This window comes from Candidatus Dependentiae bacterium (assembly GCA_016191325.1).
Taxonomy (GTDB): Bacteria; Babelota; Babeliae; order Babelales; family JACPOV01; genus JACPOV01.
In genome coordinates this window covers 44,157-62,674 of record JACPOV010000008.1, presented here as the reverse complement: position 1 = coordinate 62,674, position 18,518 = coordinate 44,157, and the positions used below count along the sequence as shown (strand labels likewise).

The 18,518-nt window shown below is 38.8% G+C and carries 20 protein-coding genes; 8 read left to right on the top strand and 12 right to left on the bottom strand.

Annotation, left to right across the window (positions count from 1 at the left end; all coding sequences use genetic code 11):
* Nucleotides 1-191: 191 nt before the first annotated feature.
* On the bottom strand, nucleotides 192-581 hold the full coding sequence (locus HYX58_00460) for a hypothetical protein (GenBank protein ID MBI2774468.1): 390 nt from the start codon (nucleotides 579-581) through the stop codon (nucleotides 192-194).
* A 170-nt stretch (nucleotides 582-751) separates the two neighbouring features.
* On the opposite strand from HYX58_00460, the gene HYX58_00455 reads away from it, so the two are divergent.
* Complete coding sequence (locus tag HYX58_00455; protein MBI2774467.1) at nucleotides 752-1,414, top strand: ribulose-phosphate 3-epimerase; 663 nt, start codon at nucleotides 752-754, stop codon at nucleotides 1,412-1,414.
* A 2-nt stretch (nucleotides 1,415-1,416) separates the two neighbouring features.
* Here HYX58_00455 and HYX58_00450 read toward each other — a convergent pair whose 3' ends face one another.
* Complete coding sequence (locus tag HYX58_00450) at nucleotides 1,417-2,979, bottom strand: ankyrin repeat domain-containing protein (GenBank protein MBI2774466.1); 1,563 nt, start codon at nucleotides 2,977-2,979, stop codon at nucleotides 1,417-1,419.
* Between the two features lie 368 nt (nucleotides 2,980-3,347).
* Here HYX58_00450 and HYX58_00445 point away from each other — a divergent pair, with 368 nt between their 5' ends.
* Both HYX58_00445 and HYX58_00440 read left to right on the top strand, forming a co-directional pair.
* Complete coding sequence (locus HYX58_00445; GenBank protein ID MBI2774465.1) at nucleotides 3,348-4,727, top strand: hypothetical protein; 1,380 nt, start codon at nucleotides 3,348-3,350, stop codon at nucleotides 4,725-4,727.
* 76 nt (nucleotides 4,728-4,803) lie between these two features.
* Nucleotides 4,804-5,421 carry an aquaporin gene (locus HYX58_00440; GenBank protein MBI2774464.1) on the top strand — a complete coding sequence of 206 codons (618 nt, stop codon included), beginning with the start codon at nucleotides 4,804-4,806 and terminating at the stop codon, nucleotides 5,419-5,421.
* 91 nt (nucleotides 5,422-5,512) lie between these two features.
* Here HYX58_00440 and HYX58_00435 read toward each other — a convergent pair whose 3' ends face one another.
* Nucleotides 5,513-6,190 carry a thioredoxin family protein gene (locus HYX58_00435; GenBank protein ID MBI2774463.1) on the bottom strand — a complete coding sequence of 226 codons (678 nt, stop codon included), beginning with the start codon at nucleotides 6,188-6,190 and terminating at the stop codon, nucleotides 5,513-5,515.
* 208 nt (nucleotides 6,191-6,398) lie between these two features.
* Between HYX58_00435 and HYX58_00430 the strand changes: the two genes are divergently transcribed.
* On the top strand, nucleotides 6,399-6,929 hold the full coding sequence (locus HYX58_00430; GenBank protein ID MBI2774462.1) for a hypothetical protein: 531 nt from the start codon (nucleotides 6,399-6,401) through the stop codon (nucleotides 6,927-6,929).
* 59 nt (nucleotides 6,930-6,988) lie between these two features.
* Here the strand turns inward: HYX58_00430 and HYX58_00425 are convergent, their stop codons facing one another.
* On the bottom strand, nucleotides 6,989-7,807 hold the full coding sequence (locus HYX58_00425; GenBank protein MBI2774461.1) for a hypothetical protein: 819 nt from the start codon (nucleotides 7,805-7,807) through the stop codon (nucleotides 6,989-6,991).
* Between the two features lie 188 nt (nucleotides 7,808-7,995).
* Between HYX58_00425 and HYX58_00420 the strand changes: the two genes are divergently transcribed.
* Entirely contained in the window at nucleotides 7,996-10,431 is a 2,436-nt protein-coding gene (locus HYX58_00420; protein MBI2774460.1) for a cellulose binding domain-containing protein, read from the top strand.
* 64 nt (nucleotides 10,432-10,495) lie between these two features.
* Here HYX58_00420 and HYX58_00415 read toward each other — a convergent pair whose 3' ends face one another.
* The 4 genes from HYX58_00415 to msrB form a co-directional block, all read right to left on the bottom strand.
* Nucleotides 10,496-10,969 (bottom strand): FKBP-type peptidyl-prolyl cis-trans isomerase, encoded by a 474-nt coding sequence (locus HYX58_00415; protein MBI2774459.1) that lies wholly within the window; start codon nucleotides 10,967-10,969, stop codon nucleotides 10,496-10,498.
* Between the two features lie 50 nt (nucleotides 10,970-11,019).
* Entirely contained in the window at nucleotides 11,020-11,418 is a 399-nt protein-coding gene (locus HYX58_00410; GenBank protein ID MBI2774458.1) for a hypothetical protein, read from the bottom strand.
* A gap of 54 nt (nucleotides 11,419-11,472) precedes the next feature.
* Complete coding sequence (locus HYX58_00405) at nucleotides 11,473-11,925, bottom strand: SET domain-containing protein (GenBank protein ID MBI2774457.1); 453 nt, start codon at nucleotides 11,923-11,925, stop codon at nucleotides 11,473-11,475.
* Between the two features lie 63 nt (nucleotides 11,926-11,988).
* Nucleotides 11,989-12,939 (bottom strand): peptide-methionine (R)-S-oxide reductase MsrB, encoded by a 951-nt coding sequence (msrB, locus tag HYX58_00400; protein ID MBI2774456.1) that lies wholly within the window; start codon nucleotides 12,937-12,939, stop codon nucleotides 11,989-11,991.
* Nucleotides 12,940-13,054: 115 nt separating this feature from the next.
* Here msrB and HYX58_00395 point away from each other — a divergent pair, with 115 nt between their 5' ends.
* Entirely contained in the window at nucleotides 13,055-14,044 is a 990-nt protein-coding gene (locus HYX58_00395) for a hypothetical protein (GenBank protein ID MBI2774455.1), read from the top strand.
* Nucleotides 14,045-14,056: 12 nt separating this feature from the next.
* Here HYX58_00395 and HYX58_00390 read toward each other — a convergent pair whose 3' ends face one another.
* Genes HYX58_00390 through HYX58_00380 form a run of 3 tightly spaced genes read right to left on the bottom strand, consistent with a single transcriptional unit; the run spans nucleotide 14,057 to nucleotide 15,843 of the window.
* Nucleotides 14,057-14,785 carry an NAD(P)H-dependent oxidoreductase gene (locus HYX58_00390; protein ID MBI2774454.1) on the bottom strand — a complete coding sequence of 243 codons (729 nt, stop codon included), beginning with the start codon at nucleotides 14,783-14,785 and terminating at the stop codon, nucleotides 14,057-14,059.
* Nucleotides 14,782-15,384 (bottom strand): NAD(P)H-dependent oxidoreductase, encoded by a 603-nt coding sequence (locus HYX58_00385; GenBank protein MBI2774453.1) that lies wholly within the window; start codon nucleotides 15,382-15,384, stop codon nucleotides 14,782-14,784. Before HYX58_00385 ends, HYX58_00390 begins: the two co-directional genes overlap by 4 nt.
* Nucleotides 15,385-15,399: 15 nt before the next feature.
* A complete protein-coding gene (locus HYX58_00380; GenBank protein ID MBI2774452.1) occupies nucleotides 15,400-15,843 on the bottom strand; it encodes a hypothetical protein in 444 nt (147 codons plus the stop codon).
* Between the two features lie 114 nt (nucleotides 15,844-15,957).
* Between HYX58_00380 and HYX58_00375 the strand changes: the two genes are divergently transcribed.
* The gene (locus tag HYX58_00375; GenBank protein MBI2774451.1) at nucleotides 15,958-17,028 is read left to right on the top strand and encodes an FAD-dependent monooxygenase; all 1,071 of its coding nucleotides are present in this window, start codon (nucleotides 15,958-15,960) and stop codon (nucleotides 17,026-17,028) included.
* Between the two features lie 84 nt (nucleotides 17,029-17,112).
* On the opposite strand, the gene HYX58_00370 is transcribed toward HYX58_00375, so the two are convergent.
* Entirely contained in the window at nucleotides 17,113-17,460 is a 348-nt protein-coding gene (locus HYX58_00370; protein MBI2774450.1) for a cupin domain-containing protein, read from the bottom strand.
* A gap of 255 nt (nucleotides 17,461-17,715) precedes the next feature.
* On the opposite strand from HYX58_00370, the gene arfB reads away from it, so the two are divergent.
* A complete protein-coding gene (gene arfB / locus HYX58_00365; protein MBI2774449.1) occupies nucleotides 17,716-18,147 on the top strand; it encodes an aminoacyl-tRNA hydrolase in 432 nt (143 codons plus the stop codon).
* Nucleotides 18,148-18,518 lie beyond the last annotated feature (371 nt).

Genomic DNA, 18,518 nt, shown 5'->3' with positions numbered 1-18,518 from the left:
GAAATTCTTTCAAAAACAGGGAGAACTTTCTATCTAAAAAACTCCCTGTTTCCAGTATACTTAAAAGTCTCTGCTTTGCAATATTTACATCAAAGCACTCAACTTTTATACAGGAAACGGTGTATATTTTAGCCACAAAAACATATGTGCGAATGACCCTAGAATTCCCCACTACTTAGGGAGACTTTCTCCTAAATACCTGTTTTCGCCTGGTCCATCGCCGCCTTTACTCTTTCAGGAGTTGGCTGCACTAAACCAATGATATTATTGCCGGGGTCTTTTATACGAGCAATATACGCATATTCAAGATCGGTAGGTGGGGTGACGAACGTAATTTTCTCTTTAAACTCTTCGTAAAATTTGGCGACATCATCAACATGCAAAACAAGACCGCTGTAATGATCCGGAAGCTCCTCATCAACTTGATAAAGAAAGAGCTTTACCCCGTGCAAATCAAATTCTGCCCATTTTGCTGGAACTTGAAAGGTTAAGGGAATACCCAACATTGAATAGAAAGCAATTCCCGCATCAAGTTTATTGTGCATCAAACTTACCATTGATACACGAAGATTAAAGTTCATAATAAACTCCTGAATAGTACTGTGTAGCACAAAAAAATCGGGACTATAAAACCTCATGCGGGTAGACGTATCAACGACTTGAAATATCTAGCTTTCTGAGGATAGAATAACATGTATCGTCATAGTATAAGCATGATCAAAAAAGGAGTCACGTTTTGCCAGGAGCCCTGATGAATCGATCACAACTAAAAATATTTCCCTCGCTCATAAGCGCCGATCTTCTTAATTTGAGGCATGAAATTGATCAACTTGCTCCGCACTGCGATGGCTTTCACATCGATGTGATGGATGGCATTTTTGTGCCAAACCTTACCTGGGGTTTTCCTTTTATTAGCGCAATAATGGGGGCCACAAGCAAACCGCTTGCCATTCACTTAATGGTGATAGAACCTGAATCGTTCGCTCGCCGCCTTGAGCTGTCCGCAAATACTATCATTTCATTTCATATTGAAGCGGTTACCGCTCCCGAAATTTTAATCAATTACCTAAAAAGCAAAAATTGGCGGGCAAGCATAGCGCTCAAACCATCAACAGATCTGAAAAAACTCATTCCCTACTTACCGATCGTTGACGAAGTTCTTTTAATGTCGGTAGAGCCTGGTTTTTCTGGCCAACCTTTTATTCAAAGTTCGTTAGAGCGGTTAAAAGAATTAGTTTCATTACGGGAGATAAAAAATCTGCATTTTACCATTGCAATGGATGGCGGGATAAACGTCGAAAATCTTCCAAAGCTTTTTGAGAGTGGATTACAAAGTGCTGCAATCGCTTCGGCACTCTTTTGCCACACCGATAGAATTGCTGCGTTAAAAAAATTATATCAATCTGCTCAATAAAATTAGCGCGCACCGTTCTTTTTTAGATAATCTCTAATACGCGGCGAAAGAGCATACGCAACTGATGATTGCCGATCTAAATCTCTCGCATTAATGAAACGCTCATAATCGATCGAGTCTCGCCCCATTGCCCCTAGAGTTCGCTCAACAAGTATTTTTATCATATCAAGAGAAAGTTCATCATCTGCGCTACGAAATGCTGCAAGTAGAAGTGGCGTAAAACCGTTCAACTCGGTGCGATGATTAATAAATCGATTAAAGGTACGGCGGTCATTGCCTAAATAGTCCTTCTCTATAGAAAGAAGTGTCTTAAATGCATCAAAGTGCCGTCTCGCGATTGCCAAATGTAAAGAGGTGCGACCATGCACATCAGCGTTATTTAAAACGAGACTAAACCAAAGGGGATCTTCTTGACGCTCTCCCTCTCTTCCAGGTGTTGCAACACGCGCGGTATCAGTTTTAAAAAGCTTGTGCGCATTACTCAAAATAATCCTAACATATTCAGCATTGCCATCAGCTGCAGCGTTCATGAGTGCCGTCCACCCGCCCTCATCGCGCGCCGTCAACACAAAAAGGAATGCTTGATAGTTCTCGGGGTATTTCTCAGCGAGCGTCTGGAAAAATTCTTCAATATCTTGCTCATGCCCATCATGAGACGCATAATGCAAAAATTTCAATCCCATTGTTTTTAAATCTTTAGTCAATGGATCTTGAGGCTCTACATCGTCTCGAGCACCATATTGCAATAAAAGCCATCGATCCCGGGGCGCAATGCTCAAAAGGATTGCACTTCTGCCAAATGACCCGCGTGCATTAAGAACATCATTATAATATTCAGTACCAACGCCAAGCACTTGTGCTGCAGCTTTCAATATCGCCTCAATAATCTCAGAAGCGCTATCATAAGTAGCTGCCATTAACGGCGTCCACCCTAAATGGCGATCACGATTATTAAGTATTTCAAAAAAAGATTTCTTATCGTTTTTAAAAAACTCTACGAACCGTTTAAGCAATAATCGTGCTTCGTCATTTTGCCGCCGCTCTGCAGCAAGATGCAGGGCCGTTCGGCCGTGAACATCTTGAAAATTTACAATTTTAAGGAGCGAGGCGGTATCATTTGCTAATACTTTTTGGAAAGCATCCATAAACATATTAAGACGCGAAGGATCGCCAATTTCTACTGCGTGCATAAATGGGGTCCAGCCACTGGCATCTGGAAGCGTCATAAATTTAACGAACTCTGCCGGGTTTCTTTTGCCGCGCACAACCGATTCGTTAAGAAGCTTTTGCAGAATAGCAGGATCTTTTTTATGCACCGCTTCTACAAATTGCTTATTAATTCTTATTTCTTCTGCAGGGGTTAATGTAGGGGCAACTCTCCCGAGATTAATTTGGGGTGCCGAACCCCCCTCATAATAATCACCAACCGGTACATTTTGTGCATATGGCCGCTGCACCAATTGCCAACCGGTGCCTTCAAGGCCCTGCTCCATTTCAACAACGCCAGCGGCGCACCCGCTGAGGAAAAAAATTACCATGAGAAATTTATTTAAATTCTTTATCATCGCTCCCCCTCCAAAACCTATCCCACTGCCTCTAGCATACAGAAAGGATAATTGAGGAAACAAGCATCCTCGATAATAATTGAGCCATTGCTTATTCTCTGCTTATAATTTATTTTTATCTCTCTTTGTAAATACAACAAAAATGAAAGCTTTTATTGACTATGATCAAAAGTTCGGTCTTTATTGCATTGACTTCCAACCCATCCGGCGAACCCCAATTTGAGAAGTGCTTTTTCCTTTTGAAAATGCCCTTTTTACCGCTTTGCTGTTCTTTCTTTATATAGAGCTATAAACAATAGATTAATTGCCAAATAGAACATTAATTGTTATAATCATAATAACTAATGTTTTTTGTGAGGCAAAACACTATGAAATTATATCCTATCTACATACTATTATTCGCTTTTTTCTTTTGCTTTCAACCGCAAATGAGTGCTGCCTTAGCGCCTGAACCTATTGAAGAAAAGTCTCCAAAAAAGGTGAAGCTCTATGGTCCTGAAGATCAGTACGGCTTTCAAGAGATGCTAACCGATTTAAATAATGCAAAACCGAATGATATAATTTTCGTTCACCAGTTTATGCTTTCTAATACAAATTATCTTAAAGCATTGGAGCAAGCAGTAATAAATGGCGCAATTGTTCAGGCTATTATTAATCCCACGCCGCAATCGATCCAAATGGGACTTGATTTACAAAAAAAAGGCGTCCAAGTATTTGTTTTAAATCCCAAGTTAAACCAATCATTACACACCAAATCTACCGGCTCCGTCGGTAAATTTCTTTATGATGGATCAGCGAATGCAACTCATCAGGCCTATTCAGGTAATAAAGAAACCGCTATGAAAATCACCAATCAAGATATGATCCAATCCGCATTTGACGCTCACAAAACTTTAATTGAAAAAAAATCTATTCCCCTAAAAGAATTTGACGAATCGTCGCTTGTTTCAGATAAGTTAATCGGTTCACCAGTAAAGCCGACGCTGGTTGAAACACCAAAAAAACCAACCCGCCTCACCAGCTTGGCAACAAATCTGAGAGGCACGCTTAAACGGCGGATAGAAAATACTCAAGAAGAAGATTTGTGGATAAATATGTATGGCATCGATCAAAAAGATATGGAAAAAGTCATCACAGGAAAACATAAAAACATTAAAGCATTCTGTGTCAATTTCCATAATTTAGCTAATGAAGAAACAAAAAAATTCCTTATTGATCTCAGAAAGAATGACGTTCCTGTATACATATATAACGTTGGTGGGAAAGAAAAATTCGCTAATAAATATTCACTAATAAACCATCAGAAAATAATAATTCGTGGAAATTTAGTAATGACCGGTTCAGAAAATCTGACAGAAAAGAACAGCCGCGATATTAATCAGATCACATTTCTTCCAGATGCTGATCTTGCAGAGGCTATGAGAAAACAAATAGCAGCGATTGCCGCCGAGTCAACACCGATTGAAGATATCGAAGCACTGAAGAAAGATTTTGCAGATTGGTTTATTAAAAAAAGTCTCGACCGTTTTGAACAACGAACGAATTTCGATAATCTTTCTGCCAAATACGAGGCGCAACATTATAAATTTATCGATAGTATGGCCCAGCACGTAGAAGCGTTAGGCGCAAACCATCCAGCTTATGAGTTTCTCAGAGCACGTATTGTCGCTCTCAAACAAAAAATCAAAGACGCTACAAGCAAATCCGCAAAACCAGATCTGCAGGATGCCCCTTCTTGTATGTTTTAATAAGTTATTGACTTGTTATTGCCGCCAAGTTTAGATTCATTTTTGTCTAAAATGTTTTCTAAAAAAAGGAGTTGGCGTGAGAAGATTAATCATGGAATTTCTCGGTACTTTTTTCTTTATTCTTACGATTGCATTAACGAGCAATCCTTTTGCAATTGCGGCAATGCTCATGGCGTGGGTATATATTGGTGCATTTGTTTCTGGTGCGCATTACAACCCAATGGTTTCTCTTGCAATTGCAATCAGACGCCGCCTTTCTTGGGATGATTTACCAACGTATATGGTAGCACAAATCGCCGGCGGCTTTGCTGCGTTCGCTGCCGCTGCTTTTCTGCATGGGCATATCACCATCCCAGCTCCTGGCGCCGAAGTAACCATGATGCAAGCATTTATCGTAGAAATACTTTTAGCATTTACGCTCGCATTAATTATTTTATTTGTCGCAACCTCTGAAAAATACAGCGGAAACGATATTTTTGGATTTGCAATTGGTTTCACCATTCCAGCGCTTGCTTATTTAGGCGGGCCAATTTCTGGTGGTCTTTTCAATCCAGCGATTGCTCTTGGTGCGGCTCTTTATGGCCTTGTTTCTGGGATGCATGTTTCATATCACCATCTTGCAATGTATGTTGGCGGCGCATTTATTGGCGGCGCGTTAGCTGCTTACGCTTTCGATTACTTTACTGAAGAATAAGTTTTTAAAAATCTTGCGATGTTAGAAATCAGAAACAAAAAAGTGAGTACGGCGGCGTACTCACTTTTTTAGTTATTTTATATGAACTGATTTACATTTCTAATTTTTTAAATTCTGCTGTCAATTCTTCGGCTGTTCGGAAACCAACAATGCGCCCAACCTCTTTCCCGTTTTTATACATTAAAATAGTCGGCACTCCCGGTACGGTGAGCAACGATTTATCATCAAACAAATCAATATCTACTTCACCAAATGTTATTTTTTGATGAAGCTCTTGCGCTACCATTTCATAAACCGGTTTCAGTTTTTTGCATGGGCCGCACCACTTTGCCGATAATTTTATTACAGCCGGTTTACTAGCACTGCTGGCCACCATATGCTCAAAAGCAGTTTTACCCGGCAAATAGGAAATGAAGGCACTTTCATGTTCCAAAGATCCTTCTTGTTGCATTGGTGCTTTAGTGTGCACTTGGGCTTTTGCAAGCGTTGCATAATAATAAATAAGTGGAAGATACGTAGGTATCGCAACTATAGCAAAAAATAGGCTCATTAAAAGCAGAAGAAAAGATTCAAATCTATGAGAGCGCCACATTGATCGAGCTGAATAAATAACAAGCGCTAAAATAACAACCACAAGTATTATAAATTGCAGAGCAGCAACTACATAACGCAGACCGAGCGGAATTATTGGAAATTGCATTGAATAACTGACCGCAAAAAATGCTACAATGCCGCCAAGCACTAAACCAATTTTTTTTAACAACGTCATCGCCATCTCCATTTATAAATATGTTAGAAAAATAGCCATCTAAGGATTCAGTTTGCATATTAGTTTACTTAAAAGAGCATATTCTTAACAATAAAATGCTGAGCCATTAAAAAAATACAAACTTTCCTCGATTAATTGATAAATCAGTTTCTTTGGTTACTCTTATGCTCGACAATTAAACAATTTACTTATTTTAAAGGAGTTACAAATGTCTCAGCTCTTTCGTGTATCATTATTTGCGTCAGTTATTGCAATCGCACTGAACCACTCAATTAAAGCTGATGATGCTGCTAATCGCAATATGGCATTTGCGGTTGGAGGATTAGTTGCATCAGGCGGTGTAAAATATTTCACCGATAAAGCAAGCAAAAAACCATTAGTCAAAAAGTTTTCTGAAAAAACGGGAGTTGATGCGCAAGACGTCGGAAACGTTATTTCAATTTCAGGGGGCGCATTGTCTTTGAGTCTTCTGACAAATAAAGAAGCTGCTGACGGATTACGTCAACTTTCTTGGCGCGCTCCAATTGCTGCAGCAGTCGCAGGAATTACTTGCACGCAAACATTCCAAGAAGTAGCAAAACATATTCCAGTGATCGGCTCTGCTGTTGTCTGCGCAAACGAAGAATGCAAAGGTGTTTGCGATAGATGCAAGCTAACAAAAATTACCATTGCAATTGGCGTTTATAGAGCCGTTGATTTTGCGCTCAATATGTGGGTTCCCACTTCTGCCAATCCTTAAAAAATAGTCTTAAATAAAAAGGGCCTAGAACAAACTAGGCCCTTTTTACTTTTAATAGTTCATCCAAAATAAAATCTAAATCCAGTATTTACCGGGAACGAAAGAAGCGTCCCTTGAGACTCACGAATAAGATTATTAAAATTAGTAAAAATCGCCAGATTCTCGACAGCAAAATTAAACAACGGCTTTGGGGCAGCTGAAGCAACTATTTCAGCATTAAAAAACAACGATATTGAATCGCAAAACAAATAATCAAATCCAACTTGCAAGCCACCGCTTACGGCATTATTAGATTCATACCAGATCGAATCTTGTGTTAATTCGGCTCCGTCAATAGCGCGCACTATCCGCACAGGTTGTGATTTCACTTCCGTATAATTGACTAATCCAAATTTTGAACCCAGGAAGAAGGCGCATCTATCGCAAAAAACACGGTTGAAAAAATATCTAAAACCTACATACCCACCAAATTCCTGGAAGTGATTTAAATTCAAAAAGATCTCACCGAAAGCGCCAGCAGGAGATACTCCTGTAAACGACTGATTAGTTGGTGATGCACGCCGATAATTAAACTCGCCAAAGAGTTCAACATTATTTGCTAAAGCAAATGCCAAATCAATGCCTATATTTAGAGGATAGTTATGCCAAACCTGTCCAAACTTTTGCCCTTCAGAAACCTGAAAGAACGGCGTAGTAAACGGACAAACAACAGCATTCACCGTGCCACGATCAGAAAAAATCGAAGGCGCAACACCGGCCCTTATGGTAAGTGAAAATGGTTTGACAAGTGGACCATTAGTACAACAATCTTGATCCGCGCCTATCAACAGGCTCGAAGATATTAAAAGTAATACTATAAATAATTTAGTTTTACGCATATAAATCCTTTTTTTGGCCTACATTATGAACGAATTTTTTAATGAGTGTGCTGAAACAATAAAATATTATTATTAAAAAAAGCAATATCCATTCTGAAAAGAATCAATTATTTAGTTTTATTGACTCAAAGAATAAACATCTTGCTATCTTCAAACACGAAATAAAAATATTAAGAAAAAGGAAGTGCATGGGAAAAATAATAACAAAAAAAATATTTTTACTATTTCTAACAGTTATGTGGCAAGCAATGCCGGTGATAGCAGACTCTCCTATTACCAGCGCATTCACTGTAGATGCAAGTTGGGCGAACGGCTACAATGCTCACATAATTCTTACCAATGATTTGAGTACTCCATTAACCGCTTGGTCAGCAGATTTTGATATTCCAGCAGGGCAGAAGCTAGGATGTGCATGGAATGCTAACAGCCAATTAACTGGCCAGCATGTTAAGCTTACTAATCTTACTGATAATGGTTCACTCGATCCTCAACAAAGCGTGGTAGTAGCTCTTGCAATAAGCAATCCATCCCAAACGACGCCAGCGATTTTAGCACTCTCATCGCAAGGAACTCCTAAGATAACTACACCGCCTGCGCCTACAAATCCTTGTTCGTTCAATTTAGGTGCGCAATATGTTGTAGATTCTTCGTGGCAAGGTGGTTATCAAATAAGCGTAACGCTCAGCAATAATGGAACGCAGCCATCTTCATCGTGGAGCGCAACACTTCAATTGCCAACGGGGCATTCACTTAGCAGCATTTGGAATGCGATTTCTTCCGTTTCTGGAAGTACGGTAACGATAAAAAATCCTGCATGGGCCGGCGGTGGCACAATAGCGCCAGGCGCTTCAATAACGGTAGGAATGGTTATTAATAAAACAGGAACTATTGCTCCAGGAATTTCTAATCTCGTAGCGATCGCGACCATAGATCCATCTCTTTGCTCAATTCCACTACCAATTCCTGCGGCACCTGTTTTAGATCCGATAACTGCATCCGGTGCAAATTATTCTGTAAATTGGCACAGCGTTGCAAACGCAACCCAATATATTTTAGAACAATCATCTTCAGCAACTTTTGCCAATGTAAGCATTGCATATCAAGGATCTGCACTTTCAAAGGCTTTTCAAAATCAACCTAACGGCACTTATTATTATCGCGTTTCTGCATCTAATGCTTCGGGAAAAAGCAGCGCAAGCACTACTGCAAGCGTCACCATCAATGTTCAAGCACCGCAAACGCTTGATGCTCCTGTTCTGAATGCAATTCAAAACACCAATGGCGCTAATAGTTATTCTATTACATGGAACGCAGTCGCAGGCGCACAAACGTATCAATTAGAAGAATCATCAACCAACAGTTTTTCTCCAAGCGTGATTGTTTTTAATGGTGCAGCAACTTCATTCATGGTTTCTGGAAAATCAAATGGCACTTATTATTATCGCGTAAAAGCAACTGCATCGGGAGTGGTCAGCCAACCAAGCAATATCGCGAGCACGCAAGTTAACCAACCTGCGACTTCGCAACCAAAAAAAATAGTGGGTTATTATGCAAACTGGTCGATCTATAGAACTCCCGCCTTCTATCCACAAAATATAAATGCTTCGTTAATTACGCATCTTAATTATGCATTCCTTAAACATGATGTTGCAGGAAACGTCGCTCTCTTTGATTCTTGGGCCGATGTTGAATACCGCGATAATTGGAATGTAGAAAAACCATATTGGGGAAATTTTAGACAGATTTACGATCTCAAGCAAAAATATCCGCATTTAAAAACGTTAATTTCTGTCGGTGGCTGGACGCTTTCAGATAATTTCTCTCAAATGGCAGCCAATGCACAAGCGCGCGCTAATTTTGTAAGCCAATGTATTGCAATGTGCGATCAGTATAATTTTGATGGCATAGATATCGATTGGGAATATCCAAACTTTGCTGAACACAATGGCCAAGCGCAAGACACACAAAACTTCACACAGCTTTTGAAAGAATTATACCAAGCTGCTAAAGCTCATTCACCGCAACTGCTTGTAACCATTGCAGCGCCAGCTGGCCCAAATCACTATCAAGATATTGAGGTGAGCAAAATCCATAATTATTTAGATTGGATTAACATAATGTGTTACGACTTTGCAGGATCGTGGGATACAAAAACGGGCCACCATGCACCGCTTTATCAACCAGTACAAGGTGAGCCAAAATTCAACGCAAGCGATGCGGTTTCATATTATGAGTCTCAAGGAGTTCCACCTGAAAAAATAGTTATGGGAATCCCGCTTTACGGGCGCTCGTACGCAAACGTAAATTCTACGACCGATGGTCTTTATGCTCCATTCAATGGCGCGGGAACTGGAACAACTGAAGAAGCTGGGTATAGATTTTTCTCAGATATCAAAAAAAATCTTTTGGGAACTTATACACGCTTTAAAGAAAATCAGGCACAAGCGCCATATCTCTTCAATCTTAATAACCATGAATTTATTACGTACGATGATGAAGAATCTATTGCACTTAAATGTAATTATATTAAGCAGCATAATTACGGCGGCGCGATGATTTGGGAACTTGGGCTTGATACGCCCGCATGGGATGGAATAACAACGATTGTTAATAATTTAAAATAAAGATCAATGCTAACCGAAAAAAAGAGAAAGCAGGCTAAAATTTCCTGCCTTCTCTTTTTTTATTTTATCCAACGCTGATAAGTTCAACATCAAAAATTAAATCAGCATGCGGCGGAATTGATCTTCCAGCACCGCGAGCTCCGTAACCTAATTTAGAGGGAATAAATAAGCGGCGCTTTTCGCCAACTTTCATTGATTCAACTCCCTCATCCCAACCTGCGATCACATAGCCAACACCGATGACAAATACAAATGGTTCACCACGATCAACACTGCTATCAAACTTAGTGCCTGGTTTACCGTTGTCATCAAGCCATCCGGTATAATGAACTGTAACCTTTTTTCCTGTTACAGGCGATGCTCCGGTTCCCTCTTTTATAATTTCGTACTCTAATCCTGATGGGGTTTTTGTTCGACTCATCTGCATATTCCCTTCGTGTTGATTACTAGTTTTTTGTTCAATTTTCGTTGGTTGCCCACAACCAATAAGCAAAAATGGCGCAATCATAATAACTATGATTAAACAAAGTCTTTTCATTATAGATTCCTTTTTTTAAAAGAGGTACAAATTAAGGTTTTAACTTCGATTCAGTTTTTACTATATACATGGATCTTAGGAAGTTTAGTAAGATCTACCGTACGAATACCTTTCACTACTTTGATGGAATCCTTTTCGCGGAGGGCCCACAGTCCCAAACAATCGATGAGCTTGGGATTATCAATTTTTTCGTTTTCACAATTCACTGTTATTTCATTCGCCTTTATAACCCCAATCTTATGAGCAATAAATACTTTTAATTCTTCAAAAGTACCAATTATCGGAATCTGTATGAATAGAGCGGTAGGTGCTTTTCTATACCCTTGTGCCCAACACAATAACTCTACGTCTATTTTCTTTTTTTCTGCGTCATCTAACTGCAGGCAATAAACGACGCTCGGAAATAAAAAACTAAAAACCATACCCACTAAAAAAATCGTTCTTTTCATTAAACCCCTTCTGAACTATTTCGATTTTATCAGGTATTAAAGTGAACACGGTCACTATTTTGGCTTAAAATATTCTTCTTTTGTATTTTCTGGCTCATTAAAATCATTATAGTTAATAAGAATTTCTTCGCCCTTTTGGATATCTCTTAAGCTATAACAACTTCCTGGCTCAGCTCGTTTGATATTAGGATCTACAGAATGGTTTAAATACCAAGCTATTTCCATATGATCAAATTTATGTGGAGCTACCCATACTTCTTCCGTTTTTGCAACGCAATATTTCAAAAACTCTTCTGGAATATCTTTTTTGGGTAGCATTCGATGCTGATAACCTTCAGGAAAGAAAACTATTTTTGTTCCCTTGGCAATATCATGAGCAGCAAAGATACCAACGCCCGCAATTAATGAAGGCTTTAAAACAAATGAGAATTCGTTAATTCTGGTGTGAGATTCATCACAAAACACCTTCAAGTTCAACATCAAAGAAAGAAAAAATATTCTCTTCATAAAAGCTCCCAATAAATATATTTAAGATTTATCATTTTGCATACGGCTTTTTGCTAGAGCCAATCATCTAAATAGAGAAAGATACATGCCGTACCCTTCTTTTTCAAGATCTTTTACTGGAATGAAGCGAAGCGCAGCAGAGTTCATACAATAACGCAAACCGGTTGGTTGCGGGCCGTCCGGAAAAACGTGGCCAAGATGCGACTCACCTTTGGCGCTCACAACTTCTCGCCGCGGCAGGGATAATGAATTATCGTCTCGCTCACGAACGTTATCCGATTCAAGTGGTTTGCTAAAACTCGGCCATCCGGTTCCTGAATCATATTTATCAAGAGAGCTAAACAGTGGTTCACCAGAAATACGATCGACATAAATGCCCGGTTCTTTATTATTCCAATATTCGTTATTGAACGCAGGCTCGGTACCACCGCATTTAATAACATCGAATTGCAATGGCGTTAATTTTTTTTGCAATTCATCCTGTTTTTCATTCCAAACATTTTTTAAAAATTGTTCGCGCCCGGAATTTTGCGCATACATTTTATAACGCTCAGGATTTTTTTTGTAAAACTGCTGGTGATACTGCTCGGCAAGATAAAAATTGGTAAACGGAATAATTTCGGTAGCAATTTTATTTTCAAATGTGTGTGAAGCTGCAAGTTGATTCTTTGAAAGCTCAGCCTCTTTTTTTTGTTCTGGAGTACGATAAAAAATCACCGTTCTATAATGCGGCCCTCTATCTGCAAATTGCCCGCCAGAGTCGGTCGGATCTATTTGCCGCCAAAAGGTATCAAGCAATGCTGAATAATTTATTTTCTGCGCATCATACTCAACTTCGATCGCTTCAACGTATCCTTTTTTTGCATAATCCTGATACGTTGGATTTTCTTCTTTTCCGCCTGCATATCCTGCAACAACAGAAATCACACCTGGCAGCTTTTCAAATGGTGCAACCATGCACCAAAAACAACCACCCGCAAATGTGGCTTTCTCTGTTTTTTGATCCAATAGCATTGCTTCTCCTTTTAAAATAGATGATTTTTTTCATTCAATTATTTTATCGTTAGTGAAAGAATCACACGATCCCGAATTTACGCTCAACGAAAATCATTTAACGAAGATAGTTATTATGAATAATGTTTTTAAAACGTCATTTTTTTTGTCTTTCTATAGCTTGATTATGCAATGCTGCGCACTTGAACATAAGCTAACATCTGATCTGGTGCAAAATAAAATTAAACGCTTTATTAAATGTGAAACAGTTATTGATAAAAGTGTCCAAAAGCAACTCACAAAAAGCGTACGGTATATGTGCGGCGAGATTGCAATGTATAATGCAAGTCGCTTTTTTGGGCTCGATATAGTTCCACATGCGATACTGCTAAAATCTAAAAATGCAGAGGGAAAAGATACCGTCTCTTTTTGTTCGCAATGGATTGATCAGAGTATTCAGATTTCCGACTCGCTTCATGTGAAAAAGAGTGTTTCAATTGCAGAATGGGAAAACATGAATATTATTCAGTTTCTTTTTGGGCAATATGATCGTCATCTTGGCAATCTCATTATTCAAAAAGATACTCACAAACTCTATTTAATCGATAACGAAGCGATTGCAAACGTCGATCAGTTTGTATTTGCATACAGCTCAGATAAAAAGAAATCGTGTCCGTGGGTGGGCAATGTTGGCGATTTTGTAGCACATATAAAAATTGATCCGGATACGGAACCAAAAGATTTTGAAAGCGTTCTTAATGCTCAACAAGACCCTGCATTAATACATGCCGCCTTTCCGCAAGTAGATATCTGGACTAAAATTGATATCGATAACGGATACTGCAGAATATGGCGCAATCGCCTCTGGCGGCAGTTTTACGCTTCAAGCAGAGAAATCGCCGCACCGTTTTCAGAAACAATAGCATCCGATCTTTTGCAAAAAATAAAAACGCTCACGCCCGATCAACTTGCATCATTCTGGCCCTCAATTCCTTTTGAAATGGAGAAGGAAGGTTTAAATCAATATAAAGAACTGATCGAAACGTTCGTCAGAAAAACTATGGAACGCAGACAAATGATCTTAGATTATTTTGCCAAACATCCAGAAGCTATCCGCGTTCGTTAATGATCTGCTGCATCAATTCGTAAACTTTAACAGCATACGCATAAAAGTGCTTGATACAGCGTTCTTAATTCTCGTTATAAAATTACCCTTATGCGAAGAGTTAACAAGTTTATCAAAAAGCTCTCTCAGCTCTTTTTCTTGCTGTGCATTAAATAAACTGTGATGCGTAACATTCGGCAAATATAATGCAGGCTTTACTTGCTCAGTTTTAACAATGGTTAAAACATCACCGAACGAATTTATAAGATTATTCCCATCTTCCCCATAAAGAGAATAACCAATAACCGCAACTGGCTTGGTATGCCACGGTTCCCAAATCAAATCGACACTGTTTTTGAAAATAGCTGGATAACCTTGATTATAGTTTGGAACGAGGAAAATAATGCCATCCGCAGAATTTACCATTTGGCCCCACTGCTTAACCGATTTATCTTCAATCGGTGCTTGCGCAGGAGAAACCGATGCATTCAGTGTTGGCAAATTAAGCGTCGATAAATCGACGACCGTAATTTTAACATCCCGTTTTTTCATTTTATTTTCTGATGCTTGATAATCGCGTAATTGCTTAGAAACTTCTTTAACTAAAGAATTGGTGATTGATCGAGGCTCGATGTGATCAGCAATAATAACATATTCTTTTTTTTGGCTAGCTTTCATCGCCGGTATAATGACCGAATCAATGAGTACAATCGCCAAAATGCCAAGCGCGCTCGTTATAATAGTATATAAAGTTTTGCTCATGCGACTCCTAATTTTTTATACATATCCAATAACATTTTTTTTATTTCATCACTTACTTCATTTTTTTTAAATGTATTATCACTCGCAAGAGCACTCGAAATAAATGGTATAACAACGTACGAATCGGCAAGTGGCTCAATACCAATTGACTTAAGGCACGGTGTTAAAGTGGTGATCGGATTTGTGCTACCATAACCACCAGCATAACTAACCAAACCGGCGATCTTATTCTTACCTTCATCAACAAGCACATCTATTGCATTTTTAATCACCGACGAATAGCCATCATTATAATTTGGAATTAAAAGAATAAGCGCATCAGCATCGCGCACTTCCGCTGCCCATTTTTCCATGGTACCGGTTCTTTGTGGATTGTGAAGATCAATGAATGGCAATGAATATTCCTGCAAATCGATAATACGCACATTAACTTTTGATCTATCGACGATCGCTGCAATCGCTTGGGAAAGCGGCTCTGCCATTCTTCCCTTCCGTTCGCTGCCAAGAACCAGAAGAATCGTTGGCATCGTTTTGCCAAACGAAAACGGCTGGTGCGAAAATAGGGCTATAAAAGCACAAAAAACAATTATTTTTTTCATACTATTCTTTCTCTGTTAAAACTTTGCTCGCAATTTTTCTTGCTTTTTGCTGTAATCAACCCATTTTTTATCGTAGACGTATAATTTGAGAAAAGTTGCAACCTTCAAATTTTCTACAACGGTTTTCTTGCACGTTTGTTGATATGCGAGAAATTCATTAAGAGAGTCTATTATCTTTGGATTATCAAATCTTAGATTATAATTGTGAACTGTTATTTGATCCTCGCTTTTTGCAAACTGCTGCGCTATTTCTTTTTTTAATTCGGCAAAAGATGCCGGAGCCGCTATCTTTGTGAATCTAACCATGGGAGCTTTGGAAAAATGGAGCTCATCTTGTTCGGGCCAATAAAATAGTTGAGCGCAAATCTGCCTTTCTTGCAGATTTGCTGCTTCCATTGCTTTTGCAATGTTGTAAACAGAAAGAACAAAAACTGATATGCAAATAAATTTAAATTTCATTTCATCCCTTTTTTTAAAATTATGCGTTTGAGCTTTAAAGTAGGATCACTTTATTAAATCACTCTGGTATACTTTACCATAATTCATTTTTTCTCAAAAACAACATTTAATCGCTTGAATACAATAAAAACCGTTCGCCTCTGCCCGCCAAAAATTTCTGCAGAACATATTAAAGAAAAAATTGTGTGCATCCGTGCGCACAGAGAACGCATTTTTGAAACCTCTATGCAGTTGATTGGCGACAAGCTTATTTACCATAATTACGGGCAAGGAGGCGCGGGGTGGACCTTCCTTTTTGGCTGCGTAAATGAATCGATTCGGCAGTTTGAACAAAAAATAAATGAGATGCCAAATATTAAAAATAAACCGATTTGCATAATTGGAGCCGGTTGTTACGGACTTTTAACCGCTATTATACTGACGCAAAAAGGATATTCTGTTCGAATCGTGGCAAAAGAAACTGAAACGATCGCCTCAAATAAAGCTGCCGGCTTCTTTTTTCCTCGCCCTCGCAAATCATCGACGCCCGGTGAGCGCGCTATTTTTGAATCGCGAGGCATGGAATCATATCGCATTTACAAACAAATTGCGCTTGGCAATCATCCTTTTATCAAAGGTGGGCCCAAGATTTTGCCAGCCTATTATGGATTAGATATTGATCCGGGATTCGCGCCTTATATTCAAGCGGGCCTTGTGGATGCACCGCAAGAAGTGATTATTGATTTTAGCTCAGGCAAAAAATATCCCGCAATCGAATATCAAACCATATTTATTAATTCATCAATGTTGATGAAAGAGCTCAATCGCCTGCAAAATGAATTACGCATTCCTATTTCAATGGGCACTGTTGAAAATTTTCTCGATGTGCCTGAATTAATTATCTTTAACTGCGCTGGGTTGGGAGCTCGTGAATTAACGAGTGATAAACGAATTGTGCCAGTGCAAGGCCATTTAATTACTCTGCAAAATCAATCAATCCAAGATTTACAATACATGATAAATGTAAAAGTTGTGCAATTATCACCAAAAGGAACGCCGCGAGACGAATTAATTTATTTTGCGCCAAAAGAGGATGGCATTTTAGGCATCACATTTATTCGCGGCCAAGATTCACTCGCTGCAAATCACTATGAATTTGAGCGCCTTCTTGAACGATGCCATGATTTTTTTGGAACTGACACCTAAATAGTAACTACATTATAGTCGCTAGCAAAAACCCACGTCTATTGCAGAAAAAAATAGATACTTAAAAACTTGAATACATTTTGATTATTCTGGTTTTATTTTTTGAACAGTGCCAATCTCATGCTCAGATGGTGCGTAAATTGTAAATAACTTGAGCTCTTTGGACCCAGTGTTCTTAAAATTATGCTCAACACCTGCTGGAATGAATACAAGATGATTCTTCCCTAAAGGAGAGGTTTGGCCCTTTATTATAACTTGGCCATCACCCTGAACAAAGACAAGTATTTGATCAACATCGTGCTGTTCAAGCCCGATCTCGCCTCCTGCGGGTATACTCATGAGTACAACTTGACTATGCTTACCGGTAATAAGCTCTTTCCTAAAAAAAGTATTTTCAGTTGCTAAATCAAAAATATTTTTATTAAAAACCATTACACTATCCCCCTTAATACTCCGAACTACCGTTCTTGCCCGTAGAAAAAGTATCCCAAAAAAGAATACCAATAATAAGATAAACAGCAGACTTATTGAACTCTTAGATTTCATTAAACCCCCAAGCTTATTTTTCTCGCCAACATTCTTATTCTTTTCAACTATTTAGTTTATTTTATCAAACACTCTTTAATACAATAAAAAAAAGATGAGCCTTTAGATAGACTTTTACTTTTATAAATGATCTGAGCAGTTATGAAAAATGATGTACCAATCAAAAACGGTATTATTATCCCCGAACACGAACTAGAAATTACTACCAGCAGATCTGGCGGCGCTGGGGGGCAGCATGTTAATAAGACAGAAACGCGCATCACCCTCCGTTGGAATGTAAAAACCTCAACCGTATTGCCTGATGAATTAAAAATGCGCATTATGGAAAACTTACAATCACGCTTGACAGCCGAAGGTGATTTGATCATTCACAGCAGCGCGACACGCAGCCAACAGCAAAATAAAGAACTCGCTCTCGCGCAACTTGCGCATACTATTCGTAAAGCGCTCTATGTTCCTAAAAAAAGAATGGCAACTCGGGTTTCAAGAACAGCTAAAGAAGCTCGGGTACAGGTGAAAAGAAAGCGAAGCGAAGTTAAAAAAATGCGAAACAAAAAAATTTTTGATGAATAAAAATACTGTAACACCCAATAAAGCACCATGTCTCCATGGCGCTTTTACTGGGCATAGTTTTTAATTACTAATTTTTACTCATCGCAATCTTTGCAATCAGAACACGTTGAGCAACTCTCGCAATCAGAATCGCACGGCTTACAGCCCCCTTTTCCCATTTTTTCGCACGTTCCCTTTTTATTTTTGCAGCTGCTGCATTTCTCTCTGCAGCTTTTACACATTTTAGATCCGTTTTCCATAAGTACTCCTTTTTTTGATAAGATTTCCTTTATCATCTATCACATCTAGCAAAATAACTTTTTTGCGTCCATCTCATAAACCCGAACTCAATTCTTTAAGCAACTTAAGCCGTTTGCATTTTTTTATTCAGC